The 19,608-nt window shown below is 38.9% G+C and carries 20 protein-coding genes and 1 pseudogene; all 21 read right to left on the bottom strand.

Annotation, left to right across the window (positions count from 1 at the left end):
* Positions 1 to 15: 15 nt before the first annotated feature.
* Complete coding sequence (gene spoIIID / locus V7S50_RS21685) at positions 16 to 288, bottom strand: sporulation transcriptional regulator SpoIIID (RefSeq protein ID WP_000544012.1); 273 nt, start codon at positions 286 to 288, stop codon at positions 16 to 18.
* Between the two features lie 379 nt (positions 289 to 667).
* The gene (locus tag V7S50_RS21690) at positions 668 to 1,516 is read right to left on the bottom strand and encodes a polysaccharide deacetylase family protein (RefSeq protein WP_097950847.1); all 849 of its coding nucleotides are present in this window, start codon (positions 1,514 to 1,516) and stop codon (positions 668 to 670) included.
* 163 nt (positions 1,517 to 1,679) lie between these two features.
* A complete protein-coding gene (locus tag V7S50_RS21695; protein ID WP_242254257.1) occupies positions 1,680 to 1,814 on the bottom strand; it encodes an ABC transporter ATP-binding protein in 135 nt (44 codons plus the stop codon).
* A gap of 140 nt (positions 1,815 to 1,954) precedes the next feature.
* The gene (locus V7S50_RS21700) at positions 1,955 to 2,860 is read right to left on the bottom strand and encodes a M23 family metallopeptidase (RefSeq protein WP_242254255.1); all 906 of its coding nucleotides are present in this window, start codon (positions 2,858 to 2,860) and stop codon (positions 1,955 to 1,957) included.
* 161 nt (positions 2,861 to 3,021) lie between these two features.
* Complete coding sequence (locus tag V7S50_RS21705; RefSeq protein ID WP_000144424.1) at positions 3,022 to 3,729, bottom strand: ABC transporter permease; 708 nt, start codon at positions 3,727 to 3,729, stop codon at positions 3,022 to 3,024.
* Positions 3,729 to 4,571 (bottom strand): ABC transporter ATP-binding protein, encoded by an 843-nt coding sequence (locus V7S50_RS21710; protein ID WP_046960129.1) that lies wholly within the window; start codon positions 4,569 to 4,571, stop codon positions 3,729 to 3,731. The genes V7S50_RS21705 and V7S50_RS21710 overlap by 1 nt, the downstream gene beginning before the upstream one ends.
* A gap of 180 nt (positions 4,572 to 4,751) precedes the next feature.
* Positions 4,752 to 5,759 carry a LytTR family transcriptional regulator DNA-binding domain-containing protein gene (locus V7S50_RS21715; protein WP_242254253.1) on the bottom strand — a complete coding sequence of 336 codons (1,008 nt, stop codon included), beginning with the start codon at positions 5,757 to 5,759 and terminating at the stop codon, positions 4,752 to 4,754.
* A 146-nt stretch (positions 5,760 to 5,905) separates the two neighbouring features.
* Positions 5,906 to 6,359, bottom strand: a pseudogene (locus V7S50_RS21720) (AMP-binding enzyme); the annotation flags it as partial.
* Positions 6,360 to 6,412: 53 nt separating this feature from the next.
* Positions 6,413 to 7,432: a stage II sporulation protein D gene (spoIID, locus tag V7S50_RS21725; RefSeq protein ID WP_242254251.1), complete on the bottom strand. Its 1,020-nt coding sequence runs from the start codon at positions 7,430 to 7,432 to the stop codon at positions 6,413 to 6,415.
* Positions 7,433 to 7,639: 207 nt separating this feature from the next.
* The gene (murA, locus tag V7S50_RS21730) at positions 7,640 to 8,944 is read right to left on the bottom strand and encodes a UDP-N-acetylglucosamine 1-carboxyvinyltransferase (RefSeq protein WP_060632944.1); all 1,305 of its coding nucleotides are present in this window, start codon (positions 8,942 to 8,944) and stop codon (positions 7,640 to 7,642) included.
* Positions 8,945 to 8,983: 39 nt separating this feature from the next.
* Complete coding sequence (locus tag V7S50_RS21735) at positions 8,984 to 9,688, bottom strand: YwmB family TATA-box binding protein (protein WP_396023817.1); 705 nt, start codon at positions 9,686 to 9,688, stop codon at positions 8,984 to 8,986.
* Between the two features lie 51 nt (positions 9,689 to 9,739).
* Positions 9,740 to 9,976: a DUF1146 family protein gene (locus tag V7S50_RS21740; RefSeq protein ID WP_000940742.1), complete on the bottom strand. Its 237-nt coding sequence runs from the start codon at positions 9,974 to 9,976 to the stop codon at positions 9,740 to 9,742.
* Between the two features lie 212 nt (positions 9,977 to 10,188).
* On the bottom strand, positions 10,189 to 11,703 hold the full coding sequence (nuoN, locus tag V7S50_RS21745) for an NADH-quinone oxidoreductase subunit NuoN (protein WP_336376479.1): 1,515 nt from the start codon (positions 11,701 to 11,703) through the stop codon (positions 10,189 to 10,191).
* 7 nt (positions 11,704 to 11,710) lie between these two features.
* On the bottom strand, positions 11,711 to 13,213 hold the full coding sequence (locus V7S50_RS21750) for an NADH-quinone oxidoreductase subunit M (RefSeq protein WP_242254245.1): 1,503 nt from the start codon (positions 13,211 to 13,213) through the stop codon (positions 11,711 to 11,713).
* A complete protein-coding gene (gene nuoL, locus V7S50_RS21755; RefSeq protein WP_242254243.1) occupies positions 13,210 to 15,072 on the bottom strand; it encodes an NADH-quinone oxidoreductase subunit L in 1,863 nt (620 codons plus the stop codon). Before nuoL ends, V7S50_RS21750 begins: the two co-directional genes overlap by 4 nt.
* A gap of 29 nt (positions 15,073 to 15,101) precedes the next feature.
* The gene (nuoK, locus tag V7S50_RS21760) at positions 15,102 to 15,416 is read right to left on the bottom strand and encodes an NADH-quinone oxidoreductase subunit NuoK (protein WP_000100078.1); all 315 of its coding nucleotides are present in this window, start codon (positions 15,414 to 15,416) and stop codon (positions 15,102 to 15,104) included.
* The gene (locus V7S50_RS21765; protein WP_063222506.1) at positions 15,409 to 15,933 is read right to left on the bottom strand and encodes an NADH-quinone oxidoreductase subunit J; all 525 of its coding nucleotides are present in this window, start codon (positions 15,931 to 15,933) and stop codon (positions 15,409 to 15,411) included. The genes nuoK and V7S50_RS21765 overlap by 8 nt, the downstream gene beginning before the upstream one ends.
* Positions 15,930 to 16,349 (bottom strand): NADH-quinone oxidoreductase subunit NuoI, encoded by a 420-nt coding sequence (gene nuoI, locus V7S50_RS21770; RefSeq protein ID WP_000677191.1) that lies wholly within the window; start codon positions 16,347 to 16,349, stop codon positions 15,930 to 15,932. The genes V7S50_RS21765 and nuoI overlap by 4 nt, the downstream gene beginning before the upstream one ends.
* 25 nt (positions 16,350 to 16,374) lie before the next feature.
* Positions 16,375 to 17,376: an NADH-quinone oxidoreductase subunit NuoH gene (gene nuoH, locus V7S50_RS21775; RefSeq protein ID WP_000573430.1), complete on the bottom strand. Its 1,002-nt coding sequence runs from the start codon at positions 17,374 to 17,376 to the stop codon at positions 16,375 to 16,377.
* Positions 17,376 to 18,476: an NADH-quinone oxidoreductase subunit NuoD gene (gene nuoD, locus V7S50_RS21780; RefSeq protein WP_242254241.1), complete on the bottom strand. Its 1,101-nt coding sequence runs from the start codon at positions 18,474 to 18,476 to the stop codon at positions 17,376 to 17,378. The genes nuoH and nuoD overlap by 1 nt, the downstream gene beginning before the upstream one ends.
* 4 nt (positions 18,477 to 18,480) lie before the next feature.
* Positions 18,481 to 19,608, bottom strand: a 1,128-nt coding sequence (locus V7S50_RS21785) for an NADH-quinone oxidoreductase subunit C (protein ID WP_336376477.1), incomplete at its 5' end; no start/stop codon positions are given.

A 19,608-nucleotide genomic window follows, 5' to 3' on the forward strand; every position in this document is an offset into this window, starting at 1 on the left:
TTCACGATTGTACCTTTATTGACGTACCGGCTTTTCTACATCTTCTTTTCTATACTTTTGTTTTGTTGCTTCTCCGCCTCTTAAATGACGAATAGACTTATGATAATCAAGAATTTCTTTCACTTCATTTGCGAGCTCTGGATTAATTTCTGGTAGACGTTCCGTTAAATCTTTATGGACTGTACTCTTTGATACCCCAAATTCCTTTGCAATGACACGCACTGTCTTTCTTGTCTCCACGATATACTTACCAATCTTGATAGTTCTCTCTTTGATGTAATCGTGCACACCACTCGCCTCCCTAAATTGGATGTGAGAAGTGTGAAATGAGCCTCGCTGCATACGACTAAGAAGTAAGTGTGAGTGCTGTTTGTAAGCGTTAAACATTCTTGGATTTATAATGAAATGATTCACGATTTCTCACCTCAAACACTCTCTTTGCTTTGGTTTATACCATTGTATTGCCCGCACTACTGATATATGCTACATGTTCAGTATTTTTGCAGACTAACTTTAAGAAACTTAAACTTCTTATGTGAAAAATCGCGAACATTCCATGTTTCTAATATTTTTATTGTTATAAATAACAAAAAAACATATTTGAATTCAAAAGAATTCAAATATGTTTTCCAGCTGTAAACTATATAATTTTAAAATCGACTAAATTTTATTTTTTATTAACCTTGTATTTCCCAGAAACAATTTCAGAGAATTGATTCATTGTAGTATCTGTAGAAATAGACCAACGCTTGATTTCTAATGGATTCTGTTCTGATGTTGCATAACCTTGTAAGCTAGTAAATGCTAAAGACATATTCAATTCATTTAACACTTCAATAGTCTCTTTATTGTACTTCCCTAATGGGTATGACATATATTTTGTTTTTAAAATTTGTTGACTCTTTGCTACATCCTTTTTAACTTCATCCTTTGATTTACTTATTAAAGCCACCGAACCATCAGCGCCATCACGAAGATTATGTGTATGACTTCCAAATTCAAAAACATCTTTCATTTTATCCATCTCTACTTCACTTAATGGCTGAACTTTTTGAACATCCAAATTTTGTTCTTTACCTACAATTTTAGAAGTAACTGCAAATGAAACTGCATGCATCTTATATTTTTTCAAAATAGGATATGCATATAAATAATTCGATTTTGAAGAATTATCAAACGAGATTAACACACTTTTTTCAGGTAATTTCTTTTTTTCTTTTATAAATTCATTAAATTCCTTTAATGTAAGAGTACGATACTGATTATCAGCTAAATACTTCATTTGTTTTTCAAACTCTTCAACAGATAAAACCGTGTTTCGATTTTTCAACTCCGCACTTACCTTTTTATCCTTATCTTTTGCTAAATAATAATAAGTCAAAACTGGAATTTTTTTTTCTTTACTATCTTTACTAACCTTACTAAAAATAACAAACCCAATCGTACCAATTAACACAATTGCTATAGCGATGAAAATAAAAACCTTGTTAAAACCTTTGCGCTCTCTAGATTTCATTAAACTTCCCCCTCAACCACAACAAAAAAACACAGTATTTTAGATTCCTACTGTACTCAAATATCGTTTTCCTATGTAAAAAAATCACAATTAGTATTATACGGCCTAGCTTTAAAAATTCCAATAGGTGTACAAAAAGAAAAAGACACTCTTTCTTAGAGTGTCATTCTTCTCTTTCCAACTCTTCTTCTAACAATTGATGGTGGGGAACCTCTTTCTTACCGGCAATATAATAATATAAGGTGAATAAAACAAACAATAAAATAATAGCAATCGACAGAACAAATAAAAATGACACAGTATCCCCTCCTTTTTGTAATATATATTCGAGAATCTCGTCATTTTTCCTTGTTATTGCAACTTTTTTCTCGAAATCGAGTATTTTTATATAAAAATGAAAAAATCAGCTCTCCTAGGAGAGCTGATTTTTTCACTTTTTTATTCTTGTGAAGAAGAACTGTTAGATGATTCTGTAGAACCATTTGTTGATTTTTCTTCTTTCTTCGGTTCTTCTTTTTTGTCACTAGTCGAACCGCTAGTTGATTTCTCTTCTTTTTGAGACTTGTCTTCTGTTTTACTTTCTGGTGTCGTGCTTGTTGACTTTTCTTCTTTTTGAGATTTGTCATCAGCTTTTTTACCAGAAGCATTCGTTGCCTTTGCAGCACCTGCATCGGCTTTAATTTCTGCTACTGATTTATTTAAGTAGCGCTCAGGGTTCACAGCCACATTGTCTTTACGTACTTCAAAGTGAACGTGAGAACCTGCTTCTTTATTCATTGCACTTAGACCGGATGTTCCTAATACTTCACCTTGTACAACTCGTGCACCTTTTTCTACTTTCACACTACCTAAGCTTTGATAAGAAGCTGCTACACCATTTCCACTATCAACTGTTACAACATAACCAAGAAGTGAATCTTTTTCAGCCTTCGTTACTGTACCGCTTAAAGCAGCAGCTACATTAAATTCTTTTCCATTCTTCGCAGCAATGTCGATTCCTTTGTTTGGGGAATATGTGTTGTTATAAAAGACAAGTGCTTTTTCTTGTTCCGCCTCAGTTGCTGCATCTTCATAGAACTTCTTCTGCACGACTACTTCCGCATTAGCGGCAGCTGGCATTTTCACTACTTCTGAAGATTTCGTTACTGGTACTGCTGGATCTTCCGATTGTGTATACGGTGTTGCTTGATCTTGGTTCGGAGTCTTCTTCGGATTAGCTCCTTGGAACCATAGCGCAACCATTAAAATTACTGCTGCACAAGCAATGTATAGTGCCGGAAACACCCATCTTTTTTGAAATAAATGTACTACCTTTTGCGACTTTTTATTATTTCTTCCTCGCATTCCATCATCACCTCAGCAATCATTTTGAACAATATTCACGTATCCTATACAACGTATAACTAATTACTTTTCGACAAAATATGTAAAAATATGTATGAGAATTGTAAAATTTCCGAGGAAATGATAGAAAAAAGAAAAAACTGAGCGTTTCAGCTCAGTTTTTAGTCCATTTGTTTCTTTTTGTAGATTACAATACAAAGAATAATTGAAAGCACACACCAAATTATAATATTTATTAAATCACCACTAACAGTTGAAAAACCTTTTCCAGCTAGCAGCTTTGGCATTGCATCCGCAAGATGTTTCGTTGGAAGAAAATCGATTGCTTTTTTTACAAAATCACTTTTAATAAATTGCCCGAACATTGGAGCTAAAAGAAAAACAAATAGAATCGGCATACCTACTACTGATGTTGACGCCGTTGTTTTAGCTATTAATCCAATCGCCGTACCTAACATAAGGAAGAAAAATATACTAACAAGTAAAAATAGAGTGATTAAAACCATATTCCCCTTCATTACACCTAAAATAGCAAAGTTACTAATACAAATTACAAATGTAATAAGAGCTGTTAATGCACTTTTCCCTAATAATACTTCTAACGATGATGCTGGTGATAACATCATTACACGTAGTGTGTGCTTTTCTTTTTCTTCCGCAATTAAAGCCGCTTGAACAAAGCTTCCTACCATTGTTAAGGCCATTAAAGTTACCATATTAGCGATTTGTTCTTTCGGTCCATCCATCTGTTGATAAACAAAAGAAAATACAAGTGGCAGTGCTGCCATTACGAGTACAGATGCATTTGCTTTAATATCCTGTACCTCTTTCCGAAAAATAGCTGAAAATCGTCTCATTGAAAATGTCATTATAATCCCCTCCCAGTAACTTCAATAAAGATATCGCCTAGCGTTGGTTCGTGTGAATGAATAGATAGTAATTCGCCCTTTTTCATCCATTCTGAAATACGTTTTGCGCCTAATTCGTCTTTTTGCACTACTTCTTTTTGTTTATCTTTTAATACGACTTGTATTTGATCCTTAGCGTATTGCAAGCGCAGGTTCTCTGGCGTATCAAGTGCTACAATTTCTCCGCCACATAGAAAGGCGATACGATTACAAAGCGTCTCTGCTTCTTCCATGTTGTGCGTCGTTAAGAAAATCGTCGTTCCTTCTTTATTTAAGTCTTTTAAGATTTTATGAATGTTTTGTACGTTAACTGGATCGAGTGCTGATGTTGGCTCGTCTAAGAAGAGAATATCTGGTTTATGAAGAATTGCTCTTGCTAGTGTAACGCGCTGCTTCATTCCTTTTGATAATTTCTTTACTAATGTTTTTTTATCATCTAATAGATTCACTTGCGCTAGCACTTCATCGATTCGTTCTTTTTTACAATCGTATAAGTCACAAAATAATAGTAAGTTATCATAAATGCTAAGTCTTTCATATAAGCCACTGTTGTCTGTTAAAATACCAATTCGTTTGTAATCGATGTTGCTTGGCCCTGTAATATCTTTCCCTAATACTCTTACCGTTCCAACGCTATGCAGTAATTGAGAAGTTAAAATCTTTACTGTTGTCGTTTTACCAGATCCACTCGGTCCGAGGAATCCGAAAATTTCGCCTTGCTTCACCTCAATATTTACATTTCGAAGTGCCGTCTTTTCATTGAAGCTTTTCATTACATCTTTCATTTCAATTGCCAATGTCATCTCGTCATCCCCTTTGTTTTTCTCTTTTATAAATGAAAGTCGCTTTAGCTCTTTTCGTTTTTTGTTTTGCTTTTCTTGACTCAATCATATGAAAAACAAAGGGTAGGCGCAGTAAAATACCGGTAAAAGGAGTATTTTCAACAGTGAATGAATCGTATTTTGAGCTTATTGGAGCACCTTTTATAGCCCAATCACACCTTTTAATTCATCCATTCGTCCTTTCGATAGCGGGATTGAACTTTTTCTTTCGTCATCCAAAATTAAACTAAAACTATTACGAGTCCAAGTAATCACTTCTCGAACCCTTTGTAAATTCACAAGGTAAGAACGATGACATCTAAAGAAACCAAAACCTGTTAACCTTGCTTCTAGTTCGCTTAATGTTAATGCGCATACGAAATCCCCTTCACGAACGTGAATATGTGTCACTCCATTTTGCGTTTCAATGAAATGAATTTCCATTGGATCAAGTAAAATGATTTTATCGTTCACTTTCGCTGGTATTCTTTCTAACTTCATTTGCGGAATCATTTGAACGACCTTCTCTTCATCGACTTCTTCTGCTTCCTCTTGTTCAATTTCTACTTTTTTCACACCATTATTGTTTAATATGTATACATCTTCTGTTAATGAAAGGGCATCCGATAGAAATGATGACGTGATAAAGATTGCCTTTCCTTGCTCTTTCATTTTCATAATTGCTTTTCGAATAATAATCGTACTCTCTATATCTACATTTTGCTCTGGCTCTTCCAAAACAACTAAATCTGGATTATGAATCATAACACGCCCGATATGAAGACGGCGTTTCTCTGAAAATGATAATTTTTCTATTTTAACGTTTAGCTTATCTAAGAGACCGACATATTGCACTACTTCTTCTGTGCTCATATTTGATTCATACAGTCCTATTAAGAACTTGAAGTATTCCTTTACCTTCAAACGATCATATGCCTCATCTTTCAAGAAACAAAAGCCGATGTGGGAATAATGTTTCTTTCCAATCGCTTCACCTTCAAATAGCACATTTCCAGTTGAAGCTTCTTCCTCACCAATAATGATGCGGTGCAACACTTTAGCTGTATGATTATTACATTGCAAAACAATACATTGCCCTTTTTCAACCTCTAGCTCAATTACCGGTAACTGGTTCGTCTTCCCTAATTGTTTCAACTCCAATAACGCCATTTCGTCTCCCCCGAATGCTTTTTATCACATTATACCAAACAATTAATGGAAATTTTTGATATTTTATGAAGCACCATAAAAAGAAGGCTTTCCAAATAACAGGATAGCCTTCTTCTCTAGTTTTGTTCTACCATATAAGTCTTGAGCTAATCACGCAGTGCTCTCTTTAAGAGTTTCCCCACAGATGTTTTCGGAAATTCTGCTTTTAGTAAAGCATACAGCTCTTCTCTTTCTACTGTTTGTCCCTCTTTTAATACAACACAAGCAACGGGACGTTCTTACTATTTTTTCATGCGGCACCGCCACAACAGATGCTTCTAGCACTTTATCATGTGACATTAAAGCATTTTCTAAATCTACGGAAGAAATCCATTCGCCTCCGCTTTTAATTAAATCTTTCGTCCGATCAGCAATTTTAATAAATCCTTCCGAATCAACCGTGACAATATCTCCTGTATGGAGCCAACCGTCTTTCATTGATTCTTCTGTACGCTCATCTTTATAATAGCTACCTGCGATCCATGGACCCCTTAAACAGAGTTCTCTCATCTCTTCTCCATCCCACTTAATTTCACCGTCTTGTCCGATCATTTTCATTTGTTTTCTACAAATAACAACAAAAGGAGCTAATTAAAATTAGCTCCTTTTGCACACTACTTCTTCACCATCAACTTTCCTTCATAATCGTTCATCGTCTTTATTTCGACACCTTTATAATAATGAGCGACGATATCTGTATATTTCTTACCTTCCGCTGCCATGCCGTTCGCTCCGTATTGGCTCATACCAACGCCATGACCAAAACCTTTCGTCGTAACTATGATTTTATCTCCCTCTTGTTTCCACGTAAAGTCAGAGGAGCGTAAATCTAACTTTTCGCGAACTTCTTTTCCTGTTAATGTTTTCCCTTGAAATGCTACATCTTTTACTCGCTTTCCTTCCGTAAGATCTTCAATATTTCCAACCTTCCCGTCTGCTAGCACTTTCACACCAAGACGTTTTTGAAAGTCAGTTACTGTAAATGTTTGCTCGCTCGTAAATTTCGGAGAAGCTTGATCCCACGGACTATCTACGCTCTTTAAGTACGGATAATCATTTCCCCAGTAATCAGCCGCATTTTCTGTTCGGCCATTACTCGTTGAAAAGAAGGATGCTGAGATTGGTTTTCCATCATATGTTAAAACTTGTCCTGCGGTTTTCGAAACGGCTTCTTCGATTTTTTTCAAATTATTTTCATAGTTATTACCCCATTGTTTCTTCAATTCTTCTTTACTTTTGTACACTTGATCTTTCACCGTATCTGTCACGTCCGCATTGTTTTTCTTTCCTCCGCTTAGCATACGCTGCACCACAAATGTTCTCGCTGCTAATGCCTGCGCCTTTAGCGCCTCTATTTCAAAACTGGCATTCATCTCAGAAGCTACTACACCGGTCACATACTCCTCCATAGGTAATGTATCTACCTTTTTCTGTTTCTCACGATATACAGAAACTTGAACCGCTGTATCCACTTTCCCTGGAGCTGGTATACTTTCTATCGCTGGAGGAGTTTTAGAAGCTGCTTCTTCCCCTACTTTTGCTTTCGCAAACGGAATAACAAGAGCAGCAGGTACAATGATAACGAGCGCTATTAGAAGCGCTACTGTGATAAAAAGTGGCTTTGAAAATTTCATCTTATTTCCCCCAATATCCAAAAGCTTTACTCCATTCATTCTTATGGAACAACTCTTTCTTTTAGAACATACTTAAGGGGAACCAGCTAAAACGAAAATTTTCTAAATATTTTTACTGGTACGTGCATAAGTATAGAATTTATTGACTATAACAGTAATAACCCAAAAAAATAGTCCCTACGTCAAAAGACATAGAGACTATTTCAATTAAGCGTGAAGATCAGAAACTTCTTGTTCTTTCACTTCTTCTACTTTTTCATTTACACGTTCAATAGTTGCACCTAATGCAGCTAATTTCTTATGGAAATCTACATAACCACGGTCAAGATGCTTTAACTCAGTTACACGAGTGTAACCTTCAGATACTAAACCAGCTAAGATTAATGCAGCAGCAGCACGTAAGTCAGTTGCGCCTACTTCAGCACCTTGTAAGCTGTTTGGACCGTTCATAATAACAGAACGACCTTCGATTTTAATATCAGCATTCATACGACGGAATTCTTCAACGTGCATAAAGCGGTTTTCGAATACCGTTTCTGTAATCATACTTGTTCCATCAGCTTGTAGTAATAATGCCATCATTTGTGATTGCATGTCTGTTGGGAAACCTGGGTGAGGCATAGTTTTAATATCAACCGCTTTTAACTTATCTGGGCCGATAACACGTACACCTTCATTTTCCTCAATAACTTTAACACCCATTTCTTCCATTTTCGCTGTAATTGAGCGTAAATGTTCAGGCACAGCATTTTCAATTAAGATGTCTCCACCAGTAATTGCCGCTGCAACCATGAATGTTCCCGCTTCAATACGGTCAGGAATAATAGAGTGGTTTGCACCATATAATTTATCAACGCCTTCGATACGAATCGTTCCAGTTCCAGCTCCGCGTACTTTTGCTCCCATCGCATTTAAGAAGTTAGCTAAGTCAACGATTTCTGGTTCTTTCGCTGCGTTTTCAAGGATTGTTGTCCCTTTTGCTAATGTAGCTGCAGACATAATGTTTTCTGTCGCGCCCACGCTTGGGAAGTCTAAATAAATTTTAGCTCCTTTTAGTTCTCCCTCAACGTATGCCTCAACAAAACCATTACCAACCTGTACTTTTGCTCCCATTGCTTCGAAGCCTTTTAAATGTTGGTCAATTGGACGTGAACCAATTGCACATCCACCAGGAAGTGCAATACGAGCACGACCGTTACGTGCTAATAATGGTCCCATTACTTGAACAGATGCACGCATTTTACGTACATATTCAAATGGTGCTTCAATGTTTAGTTCTTTAGAAGCATCGATTGTTACTTGGTTATTTTCAAATACGACTTCAGCATTTAAATGACGTAATACCTCATTAATTGTGTATACATCAGACAAAACTGGTACTTCAGATAGTACATTCTTTCCATCACTCGCTAATAGGGCTGCAGCGATTATAGGTAATACAGCATTTTTTGCGCCCTCAACACGCACTGTGCCGTTTAACCGCTTTCCGCCACGGACGATGATCTTTTCCAAATTATTCCCCTCCGTGTCCTTTTTTCAGTATCTATTCACTCAATACTCAGAAGTTATGATCGGTGTGCCAACCACAATTGTATCTTTGTTGTCTGTAGAACGTATTGCTATTTGCACATTTATTTTCTCTCTATTTGTTGAAAGAGCGTCATCCCACTTTTTATTGTATGCGGAGACTGACACAAATGCTCTTTCTTCTATCTGTTCGATCGCTCTTGCTGAAAGATCTTTCAAAACCTGATTGGTTTTATTTTGCAAAACACCTTCAATCTTATCATTCAGTACACCTTGAACACAAGTGTAAATTATAGGTTTTTTACTAAAAATTTTATTCATGTTCTTAACATACTTCGGGTCCCATTTCGCCCCACTTACTTCAAAAATAATGAAAGTGTTTTCTTTAGTATTTTCCTTACTCCAAGTTACTACTACTCGTTCTTCATAAGACGAAAACTTTTTATAGGATGTAGCTTTATATCCATCTGGAGATTGTTCTAATTCCCATTTTTGAATATTCGCCTTGTCCTTCACATCGTTTAACAATTTTTGAAACGTATGTATATTAGAAATTGTTTTTGTTTCTCGCGCTAACCATGACCATTTCTCTACTTTAGCATCATTTTTCTCTAAAGCTGCAATCATGCTCTCCATTTTCTTTTCATCGCTGATCGGTTTCATCTCTCTATATCCAACCAAAAATAAAACAACACTAAGTGCAACAATAAGAATGGCTCTAATCTTCAATTTCATCCCCTCCTATCCCCATTGTTAACGGAGATATGAGGTTCTATACACTTACTTTACTAAATACGTTAAACTCTTTGAATAGCCTAAATAATCAAGGAAAAAGTTACTTACGGATGTCCCAATTGCAATTGTAATTAGGATGAGTAATACTCGCGTCTGCATCACCTTTCCAGGCTTCATTAGACGCTCAATGTGAATACCTTGTAAGGCCCACCACGTAATGGTAATAAACAATAAATGCGAAACAATGGCAATCAGTGCTTGTTGCCCTAAAAGATGTGCCAAAAAATCGACCCCTTTTTACCTAGCTACTACTTACGAAATACTATAAAAACGATACCATAATAAGTAGGCGCCACACTTTTTCAAATACAAATAAGCATCTTACATTTTCAATTGTAAATTTCTCTTTAAAAACGTATACCTATATGCATTTTCAATTGTAGTTCACACAAAATAAAAAGCGCAGAGTAACGACTCCACACCTTTTATTTTCACTATTGTACCACGTTCCCTAGGAAGAAGAAATCCTTCATTAATGGAAAATATTCATAAAAGAAATTGTATCCAATCATCGGCATAATCCCTAGTATTACAATCGAAATTGCACAAAGGCTCATAACAACCTTTATATTTAGTGGCAAACGAATTTTCTCTTCTGCTTCTCCCGTACGGAAAAACATTTGCTGTAAAATACGGAAATAATATACGAATGAAACGACTGTCGTCCCCATCATGATAGAAGCTAGTACGTAATGAGCTGGCTCTACATGAAGTGCACCTAAAAAGATGTTAATTTTCCCGATGAAACCAGCTGTTCCTGGTATCCCTGCCAACGATAAAATAAAAATCGTCATCACGATCGCTGTAAATGGCGATTTTTTATATAATCCGGTGAAAATGGTGATATTTTCTTTGTCGCTTTGTAAGATTAAGCCGTGGATAATTGCAAACGCGCCTATATTCATAAGCATATATGCAAGCATGTAGAACCACATGCTATCCATCGTAAATGGTGATAACGCTACGAGCGGAACGAGTAAATACCCCGCATGCGCGATTCCTGAATAGGCGAATAGACGTTTTACGTTATATTGCTTTAACGCGACTACGTTTCCGATAATCATCGTAATACTAGCTAGCACCGCGATGTATATGCTCATACGTCCGTATAAAGATTGCATGTCTCCTTGCACCAATACACTTGCAAAAACCATGAGAAACAGACGAATAATGAGTAAGAACCCCGCAATTTTAGAAATCGTTCCAAGAAAAGCAGTAACAGGTGTAGCAGCCCCTTCATATACATCAGGCGCCCACATATGAAACGGCACCGTTGCAATTTTGAATGAGAGCCCAACGAGCAATAGTAGAAATGCGAGAGCTAACAATAACTGGATACCACCAGCCAGTTCCCCGGCAAATACTTTTTGCATATCCACGATATTGGTCGACCCCGTAATGCCGTATAAATAACTCATTCCAAAGAGTGTGATTGCCGTTCCGATTCCTCCATTAATGACATATTTCATCGCTGCCTCATTTGATGCACGGTTCTTTTTTCGTATTCCTACTAAAATATACGAAGAAAGTGAAAGCAACTCTAAACCGACGAAAAGTGTAATAAAGTCGACACTAGAAGCCATAAACATAGCCCCAAGAAGCGCCATTAAAAATAAGTAATAATATTCTCCCTTATCCTCAATTGGATTCTTCTGATCATCGCTCATTGCGATACATAAAATGAGGGCTACTCCGCCTAATAACAACGTTTTAAATCCTTTTGAAAACCCATCTAACACAAACGATCCGTTCAAAATATCTCCCGCAGGTTCACCGTATAGCGTAATTAATGACACGATTGCTAATATGACGGCTGCGATTGCACTAAGCGCTACATATCTATGGTTCAGCTTAAAAAACAAATCACATATGGAAAGAAGGATGGCAGCTCCGAGAATAATGAATTCTGGCACCATGAGATGCCACGATAAGCTAAGCAGCGTATTCATATCCATCCTACTTCACCCCCAATGTTTTCAATGTATTTTGCAGCGGATCCCCTAGTATTTCTGGCATTACTCCAATTGCAATAATGCAGAAGATAAGTAACAAGATAGGGACATACTCCCATCCGTGTATATCAGCTTTCGCTTCCCACTCTTTCTTACCGAATGTTACTTGAAGTGTTGCTCTTAATACGTATACAGCGGTTAAAATGATGCCAAGTACTCCGGCCGCAGCAATGACTGGCTCTCCTTGGAATAAACCGAGAAAGGCAAGAAACTCGCTAACAAATCCAGACATCCCCGGCAATCCAAGCGATGCCATTCCTCCCGCTAAGAAGAATCCGCTAAGTACCGGAACACTTTTTGCGAGTCCGCCAAGCGCTGTAATATCCGACGTTCCAAAACGCTCTTCAATAATGCCAAGCAAGAAGAAAAGTAAGGCTGCAATTAAACCGTGCGACACAACTTGGAATAGTGCCCCTTGTGTACCTGGTGCATTTAATGCCGCAAGGCCCATTAATACAATACCCATATGCGAAATACTAGAGTAAGCAAGCACCTTCCGAAAGTCCGTTTGGATGAGCGCTAAGAAGGCCCCGTACAATAAATTAATGACACCTAAAATCGCAATTAGCGTTGCAAACTCACGAAAGTATTCCGGGAACAACCCCTTTCCAAAGCGAATCATACCGTATGCTCCAATCTTCAGTAAAACGCCCGCATGAAGCATAACTACAGCCGGATGCGCTTCAATATGCACATTAACCATCCAGCGATGTAATGGAAAAACAGGGAGTTTAATTGCAAAAGCAATCATTATAGCAATGAATATACCAAGCTGTAAGCTGCTCTGGATGATTTGTCCTCCTCCCGCATTTACTCCTGCTAATATCTCTTTCAGTTCTGCAATATTTGTCGTGCCTGTTTTCGCAAATAAAACCGAGAAAACGATGAGCAAAATAGCGGAGCCAATGCCGTTATATATTAAATAACTATAAGCAGCCTTTTCACTCGACAATTTCCCCCACTTCCCAATTAATAAAAACATTGGCGGCAATGTAATTTCAAAGAAGATAAAGAACAACATTAAATTTTGAGCGGCAAAGACGCCGAGCATCCCTATTTCTAACATAAGTAACAGCATATAAAAGGCTTTCAAGTTCCTTTTAATAGTAAATGCTGCAATTGCTGCAAGCATCGCTAGAAGGGCCGTTAGCACCATCATAACGAGCGATAAACCATCAATTCCAAGCTCGTAATAAATGGAAAACCATCTTTTATCTACCGCGGCAACATCCCCAAATTTAATCCATTTCACTTTTTCATCAAATAGCGACAAACTCTTTCCAGAAGCATATGTACAAGCGAGGACGATAGCGATTCCAAATGGAAGCGCCGTTCCAAATAAACCAAGCGCTCGCACTGTACGCGACTCTTTTTTCGGTGTTAATACAAGTAAGAGAATTCCTAAAAGCGGGGAAAAAATGAAGAACGTTAATAACAAATCATTCATCGTAAATCCCCTCCTGTATAGAGCAAAATAATAACGAGCACTGCAAGCGAAACAGCTGTTACAGTCCCGTACACTTGTACATTTCCGTTTTGAAGTCTAGACCCGATTCCGCTTATCCCTTTAACTAGACTCCCTATTAAAACGGCAATTCCTTCAACTACATAAACTTCAAATAAGCGAAGTACATGAGAGATTCCTTTCGTAATAGGAATCACCGTTATATTGTATAGTTCATCCACATAATATTTTTCTTTCAAAAGGTTATAAAGGGGTGTTCCCTCATCCCTAGCCCAATCTCTAGAAATAGATTTCTTGCCATATATGAAATATGCAAGAGCAATCCCAGCCAAGGAAACAAGCGTCGCAACAATCATAATCCAAACTGGTCCGTGTGCCTCTTCCACTTTAAATGCTACATCTTTCGTAAGCCAATCCCCGAGAAACGTTCCAAACCACGGTGTATTTATATAACCGGCTACGACTGCAAGGACGCCAAGGACAATCATCGGATATGTCATAATGCGGGGCGATTCCTGCACATCTTCCTTCGTCTTCGCTTCCCCAGTAAAGACGAGGAAATATAGCCGGAACATGTAGAACGCTGTTAAAAATGCTGCAATTACTGCTAATATGAATAAAATGTAATTTCCGTTCATCCAAGCCGCCGCTAAAATTTCATCTTTACTAAAGAAACCGGAAAGGAGTGGTACACCACTAATTGCAAGGGTACCGATTAAAAATAGTGCACTCGTTACTTTCATTTTCTTCTGTAAACCGCCCATTTTATTAATGTTTTGCGTATGCATGGCGTGAATGACACTTCCTGCTGCCAAAAATAGTAGCGCTTTAAAGAAGGCGTGTGTCGTTAAGTGGAAAACACCAGCTACATAACCGGCAGACCCTAGCGCAAGCATCATATACCCAAGCTGACTAACTGTAGAATAAGCAAGCACTCTCTTTATATCCGTTTGTACAAGACCGATAGAAGCCGCAAAGATTGCGGTAAAGGCTCCCACGATTGCCACCGTCTGCATCGCCACCGTACTTGCTGAAAATAGCGGAAACATCGTCGCCACTAAATATACGCCAGCTGCGACCATCGTCGCCGCATGGATAAGTGCCGAAACAGGCGTCGGCCCTTCCATTGCATCCGGTAACCACGTATGCAATGGGAACTGACCTGATTTCCCCATCGCCCCGATAAAAATTAATATCGCCGTTATTGTAATCATAGTAGGGGTAAGATCCCCCGTTTGAATCGCTCTAAAAATTGCTTCATATTCAAAACTACCTGCATGCCAGAAAATTAAGATCATCCCAATAAATAAACCAACATCTCCAATACGGGTCATAATAAAAGCCTTTTTCGCAGCAGCCCTCGCTTCTTCTTTAAAGAAATAAAAACCGATGAGTAAAAATGAACCGAGGCCCACTAACTCCCAAAATATATAAAGCTGTAATAAATTCGGGGATATAACGAGCCCGAGCATCGCAAATGTAAAGAGACCTAAATAGGCATAAAAGGTTGGTAGTCTTTCCTCACCTTTCATATAACCTTTCGAATACACATGTACAAGTAAACTCACAAGTGTGACGATAAACAACATTAAAGCCCCTAATGCAGTCACTTCAAAACCGAATGATATATCAATATCTCCAGCTCTAAGCCATCCCCACTTATGCTTCACTCCTACTTTAGAAAACCGTTCTATTAATACGAGTACCGCAAATATAAAGGAGAGAAAGACGAAAAAAATACTAAGTACACTGCTTCCTTCTCTAATTTTCTTCCCGAATATAATTAATAACAAAAACGAAACAAGCGGGAAAAGCGGTATGAGCCATGCATAATCGATCATTGTTTCCTTCCCCCTTTTCGGTCACAATGCTATCCTTTGAGCGTATCCATTTCATCTACATGAACCGTCGTGCGATTACGATACAAAGCAATCAAAATGGCGAGCCCTACCGCCGCCTCCGCTGCTGCTACAGCCATCGTAAACAGAGAGAAAATTTGCCCTGTTAAATTTGGGAACAAACCTAATTTACTAAACGCGACTAAATTTAAATTGGCCGCGTTAAGCATTAATTCAATACAAACTAATACAATCACTGTGTTTCGCTTCGTTAAAGCGCCAAACAAACCAATGCAAAACAAAATAATCGCAAGCGTTAAATACGCAGAAGCTGGGACGCTACTCATTGGAATCCTCCTCTTTCTCATCCTTCTTCGCAAGTATAATCGCGCCAACAAGTGCCACAAGTAAAATAACTGAAGTTAATTCAAATGGAATAATATATTTTGAATAGAGAAGTGTACCGATTTGAAGTGTGTTTTTTTCATGGAGAGGTAAACTTCCTTGTGTGCTTTCATTTGCAAAATCAATATTGTTAACAGCAAAATACATAACTGCCCCAAATGCTACAACCGCAAAGAAGATAATCCATTTTCGAAGAGTAAGACGCGACTCATTTTCCGCATTATGTTTCGTTAACATAATGCCAAAAATCATAATAATTGTGATCGCACCAGAGTAAAGTAAAATTTGTGCAACGCCGATAAATTCGGCCGATAAAAGAAAGTACAAACCTGCAATGCTAAGGAATGTCAGAACGAGAGCTAGCATCATATGCATGACTTTCGTTAAGTTCAACATAAGAACGCCGCCGATAATTGCAGACAAGGATAGGATAAAGAATGCTACAAACTCGCCATTCATGCTTTATTCTCCTTCCTGACGTTTTCATCGTTTTCGTCAAGCCACTGCAAATTTTTAAATAAATCATCACGTGAATATTCTGCGAGTTCAAAGTTATTTGTCATGACAATTGCCTCTGTCGGACAAACTTCTGTACATAAATCACAAAGAATACAAATTTCAAAATTAATATCGTACGTGTCGATAATTTTTCCTTTTTTCGTAGGATCCGGATGTTTCTTTCCCGTTAATTGAATACAGTCTGTCGGACAAATATTGGAGCACTGATTACAAACAATACACTTTTCTGGATAAAACTTTTGAATCCCTCGAAAACGGTCTGGCAGCGGCAACGGTTGATTCGGATAATCATAAGTCACCTTCTTCTTGCTCAAATTGCTTAGTGTATATTTTAATCCTTTAAATAGACCTTTCATCTCTTACTGGCACCCCCCTCATAGATTAGAAGAATAACTCCTTAATCAATGCCGTTAAGAAAATATTTGCAAGTGCAATTGGCAATAATACTTTCCAACCAAACTCCATTAACTGGTCACCTCTTATACGCGGAAACGTAACGCGGAACCAAATTAATAGAAAGACTACACTGCTAAACTTTAAAGCAAACCATACGGCTCCTGGGATAAATCCAAGGAACATAACTGGATTCCATCCACCTAAAAAGAGAACTGTAATTAAAGATGCCATCCCGAAGAAATATACGTACTCTGAAAGCATGAAAAACGCCCAGCGAAACCCTGAGTATTCCGTATGATATCCGGAAACAAGCTCCGACTCAGCTTCTGGTAAATCAAACGGCGTCCTATTTAACTCTGCTACCGCCGCGATTAAGAACACGACGAAACCAATTGGTTGCACGAAAATGTACCAAACATTCTCCTGCGCCGCTACGATTTCATTTAAATTTAAGCTACCAGCTAATAAAACGATGCCAATTACACTCATTACGAGCGGAATTTCATAAGAAATCATTTGCGCCGCCGCACGCATCCCTCCTAAAAGGGAATATTTATTATTGGATGCCCATCCTCCGGTTACGACGCCAATCGTCGTTATGCCAGAAACAGCAATGTAATACAGTAAGCCTACGCCAATATCTGCGAACTGAAATTTATCAGTAAACGGAATGACTGCAAGCACCATAAATGCTGGCGCGAATGCAATTACAGGCGCTAATATAAACAACGGTTTATCTGCCGCCTTCGGAATACTATCTTCTTTTAGTAGTAGTTTCAAAACATCAGCTACCGTTTGCAGCAGACCGAACCGGCCTCCAACTTGGTTTGGCCCAATCCGCCCTTGCATAAAACCCATCACTTTCCGTTCTGCCAAAATACCATATGTAACGAAGCCAAGGACTGCAAATAATAGGAGCACCGCTAATCCGAAAAAAATGAAGAAATTCGTCCAGCTTGAAGGTGATTGTAAGAGTGTTTCAATCATCAGCCATCAACCTCCCCAAGTACAATATCAACTCCACCTAAAATCGTAATTAAATTGGCGATGTTTTCACCCTTTAATAACTTCGGTAAAATTTGCAAATTGTAAAAAGACGGCCTGCGAAACTTCAAACGGTACGGCTCTTTCTTTCCGTCACTAGCAATATAGCAACCAATCTCTCCGCGCGGCGATTCTATACGGACGAACGCTTCTCCTTTAGGCGCCTTAATAATTTTCGGCACTTTCGCCAGCACAGCTCCTTCTTTTGGGAACTGCTGGACTGCTTGCTCAACAATCTTTAAAGACTCCTCAATTTCCTGCATTCGACAAACGTAGCGATCCCAAGCATCCCCCACGCTCCCAACAGGAATATCAAAATCGAAGCGATTATAAATGGAGTATGGTTCATCCTTGCGAAGATCCCAGTTCACTCCGGTACATCGCAAATTCGCTCCGCTTAAAGAATACGAAATCGCTTCTTCCGCGCTATATGTACCAACGCCTTTCACACGATTTAAGAAAATCTCATTACCGCTAACAAGATCATGATAACCTGCCAATTGCTCTCTCATATACGGAACAAACTCTTCCACTTTTTCAATCCAACCGTCCGGCGCATCCCATTTCACACCGCCGACTCTCATATAGTTAAAAGTAAGCCGTGCACCGCATAATTCGTTTAATAAATTAATAATCATCTCTCGCTCACGAAACGCGTACAAAAACGGGCTGACAGCTCCTATATCAAGAAGATTTGTCCCCCACCAAACGAGGTGGCTCGCAATCCTTCCAAGCTCCATCGCAAGCACTCGCAAGTATTCAGCCCGCTCCGGGATTTCAAGCCCCATCATCGTCTCTACAGCATGGCAAATGACGTAATTATTCGTCATGGCCGATAAATAGTCCATTCGATCTGTATAAGGGATAATTTGCGTATACTGTAAGCTCTCTGCAATCTTTTCGGTCCCGCGATGCAAATATCCAATAACCGGTGTAGCTTCTTTAATAATTTCCCCATCAATCTTAATAACAAGCCTGAACACACCATGCGTACTCGGATGCTGAGGACCTACATTCAAAAGCATTTCTTCCGTACGGATCATTTAGCTACACCTCCACATCATACGGTTCATAATCTTTCCTAAGCGGGTGCCCTATCCAATCATCAGGCATTAAAATACGTGATAAATTCGGATGCCCCTTAAATACAATACCAAGCAAATCATACGTTTCCCGCTCTGGCCAATCCGCTCCTTTCCAAAGCGCCGTCACCGATTCTACTTGCGGTGCTTCCCTATCCAGCTTTACTTTCACCGCTACTGACTGTTTCTTTCCATATGAAAATAAATGAACATACACTTCCATATGTGTCACAAAATCCGTCGCATGTAGCTCTGACATGTAATCAAAAGCAAGTCCCTCATGGAATCGCAATGATTCCATCACTTCATAATACTTCGCGGAATCCACCACAAGAGTTGGCACATCCTTTGAAAGTTTATTAATGTAGGAATCTACTAATGCATCCTCTCCTATTTTCCCTTTAATAACTTCAACATACTGATTTAAATACGGTTGATTCACAGATGGCTCTTCCGACTTCGGCTCCTCTTCCTTCTTACCTTCAGCACCCTTTGTCTTTGCCCTTGCAGCCGCAGCCGCTTTTGCCTTCGCTGCTGCAATTGCCTTCGCCTTTTCATCTCCCGAATCCCCATCACCTTGCGAGGCTTTCTGCTTTGCTAACGCCGCTGCTTTTGCTTTTGCGGCTGCTACTGCCTTCGCCTTCGCTTTGGCCTTTTCTTCTTCCGTCACCTCCTCTGTTCCTTCTCTTTTTTGCTTCGCTAGCGCTGCCGCTTTTGCCTTTGCTGCGGCTGCTGCCTTCGCCTTCGCTTTGGCCTTTTCTTCTTCCGTTACCTCCTCTGTTCCTTCTCTTTTTTGCTTCGCTAGCGCTGCCGCTTTTGCCTTTGCTGCGGCTGCTGCCTTCGCCTTCGCTTTGGCCTTTTCTTCTTCCGTTACCTCCTCTGTTCCTTCTCTTTTTTGCTTCGCTAGCGCTGCCGCTTTTGCTTTTGCGGCGGCTGCTGCCTTCGCCTTCGCTTTGGCCTTTTCTTCTTCCGTCACCTCTTCTGTTCCTTCTCTTTTTTGCTTCGCTAGCACTGCTGCTTTTGCTTTTGCGGCGGCTGCTGCCTTCGCCTTCGCTTTGGCCTTTTCTTCTTCCGTCACCTCTTCTGTTCCTTC

Origin of the sequence: Bacillus sp. CCNWLW194, assembly GCF_037120585.1 — a bacterium.
Classification (GTDB): domain Bacteria; phylum Bacillota; class Bacilli; order Bacillales; family Bacillaceae_G; genus Bacillus_A; species Bacillus_A basilensis.

Bases quoted from the DNA above. Each gene is read 5' to 3' on its own strand.
- V7S50_RS21690 (WP_097950847.1), bottom strand. From the start codon at position 1,516: ATGAAATCTAGAGAGCGCAAAGGTTTTAACAAGGTTTTTATTTTCATC.
- V7S50_RS21700 (WP_242254255.1), bottom strand. From the start codon at position 2,860: ATGCGAGGAAGAAATAATAAAAAGTCGCAAAAGGTAGTACATTTATTT.
- V7S50_RS21705 (WP_000144424.1), bottom strand. From the start codon at position 3,729: ATGACATTTTCAATGAGACGATTTTCAGCTATTTTTCGGAAAGAGGTA.
- V7S50_RS21710 (WP_046960129.1), bottom strand. From the start codon at position 4,571: ATGACATTGGCAATTGAAATGAAAGATGTAATGAAAAGCTTCAATGAA.
- V7S50_RS21715 (WP_242254253.1), bottom strand. From the start codon at position 5,759: ATGGCGTTATTGGAGTTGAAACAATTAGGGAAGACGAACCAGTTACCG.
- spoIID (WP_242254251.1), bottom strand. From the start codon at position 7,432: ATGAAATTTTCAAAGCCACTTTTTATCACAGTAGCGCTTCTAATAGCG.
- nuoN (WP_336376479.1), bottom strand. From the start codon at position 11,703: ATGAATACGCTGCTTAGCTTATCGTGGCATCTCATGGTGCCAGAATTC.
- V7S50_RS21750 (WP_242254245.1), bottom strand. From the start codon at position 13,213: ATGAATGATTTGTTATTAACGTTCTTCATTTTTTCCCCGCTTTTAGGA.
- nuoL (WP_242254243.1), bottom strand. From the start codon at position 15,072: ATGATCGATTATGCATGGCTCATACCGCTTTTCCCGCTTGTTTCGTTT.
- nuoK (WP_000100078.1), bottom strand. From the start codon at position 15,416: ATGAGTAGCGTCCCAGCTTCTGCGTATTTAACGCTTGCGATTATTTTG.
- V7S50_RS21765 (WP_063222506.1), bottom strand. From the start codon at position 15,933: ATGAATGGCGAGTTTGTAGCATTCTTTATCCTATCCTTGTCTGCAATT.
- nuoI (WP_000677191.1), bottom strand. From the start codon at position 16,349: ATGAAAGGTCTATTTAAAGGATTAAAATATACACTAAGCAATTTGAGC.
- nuoH (WP_000573430.1), bottom strand. From the start codon at position 17,376: ATGATTGAAACACTCTTACAATCACCTTCAAGCTGGACGAATTTCTTC.
- nuoD (WP_242254241.1), bottom strand. From the start codon at position 18,476: ATGATCCGTACGGAAGAAATGCTTTTGAATGTAGGTCCTCAGCATCCG.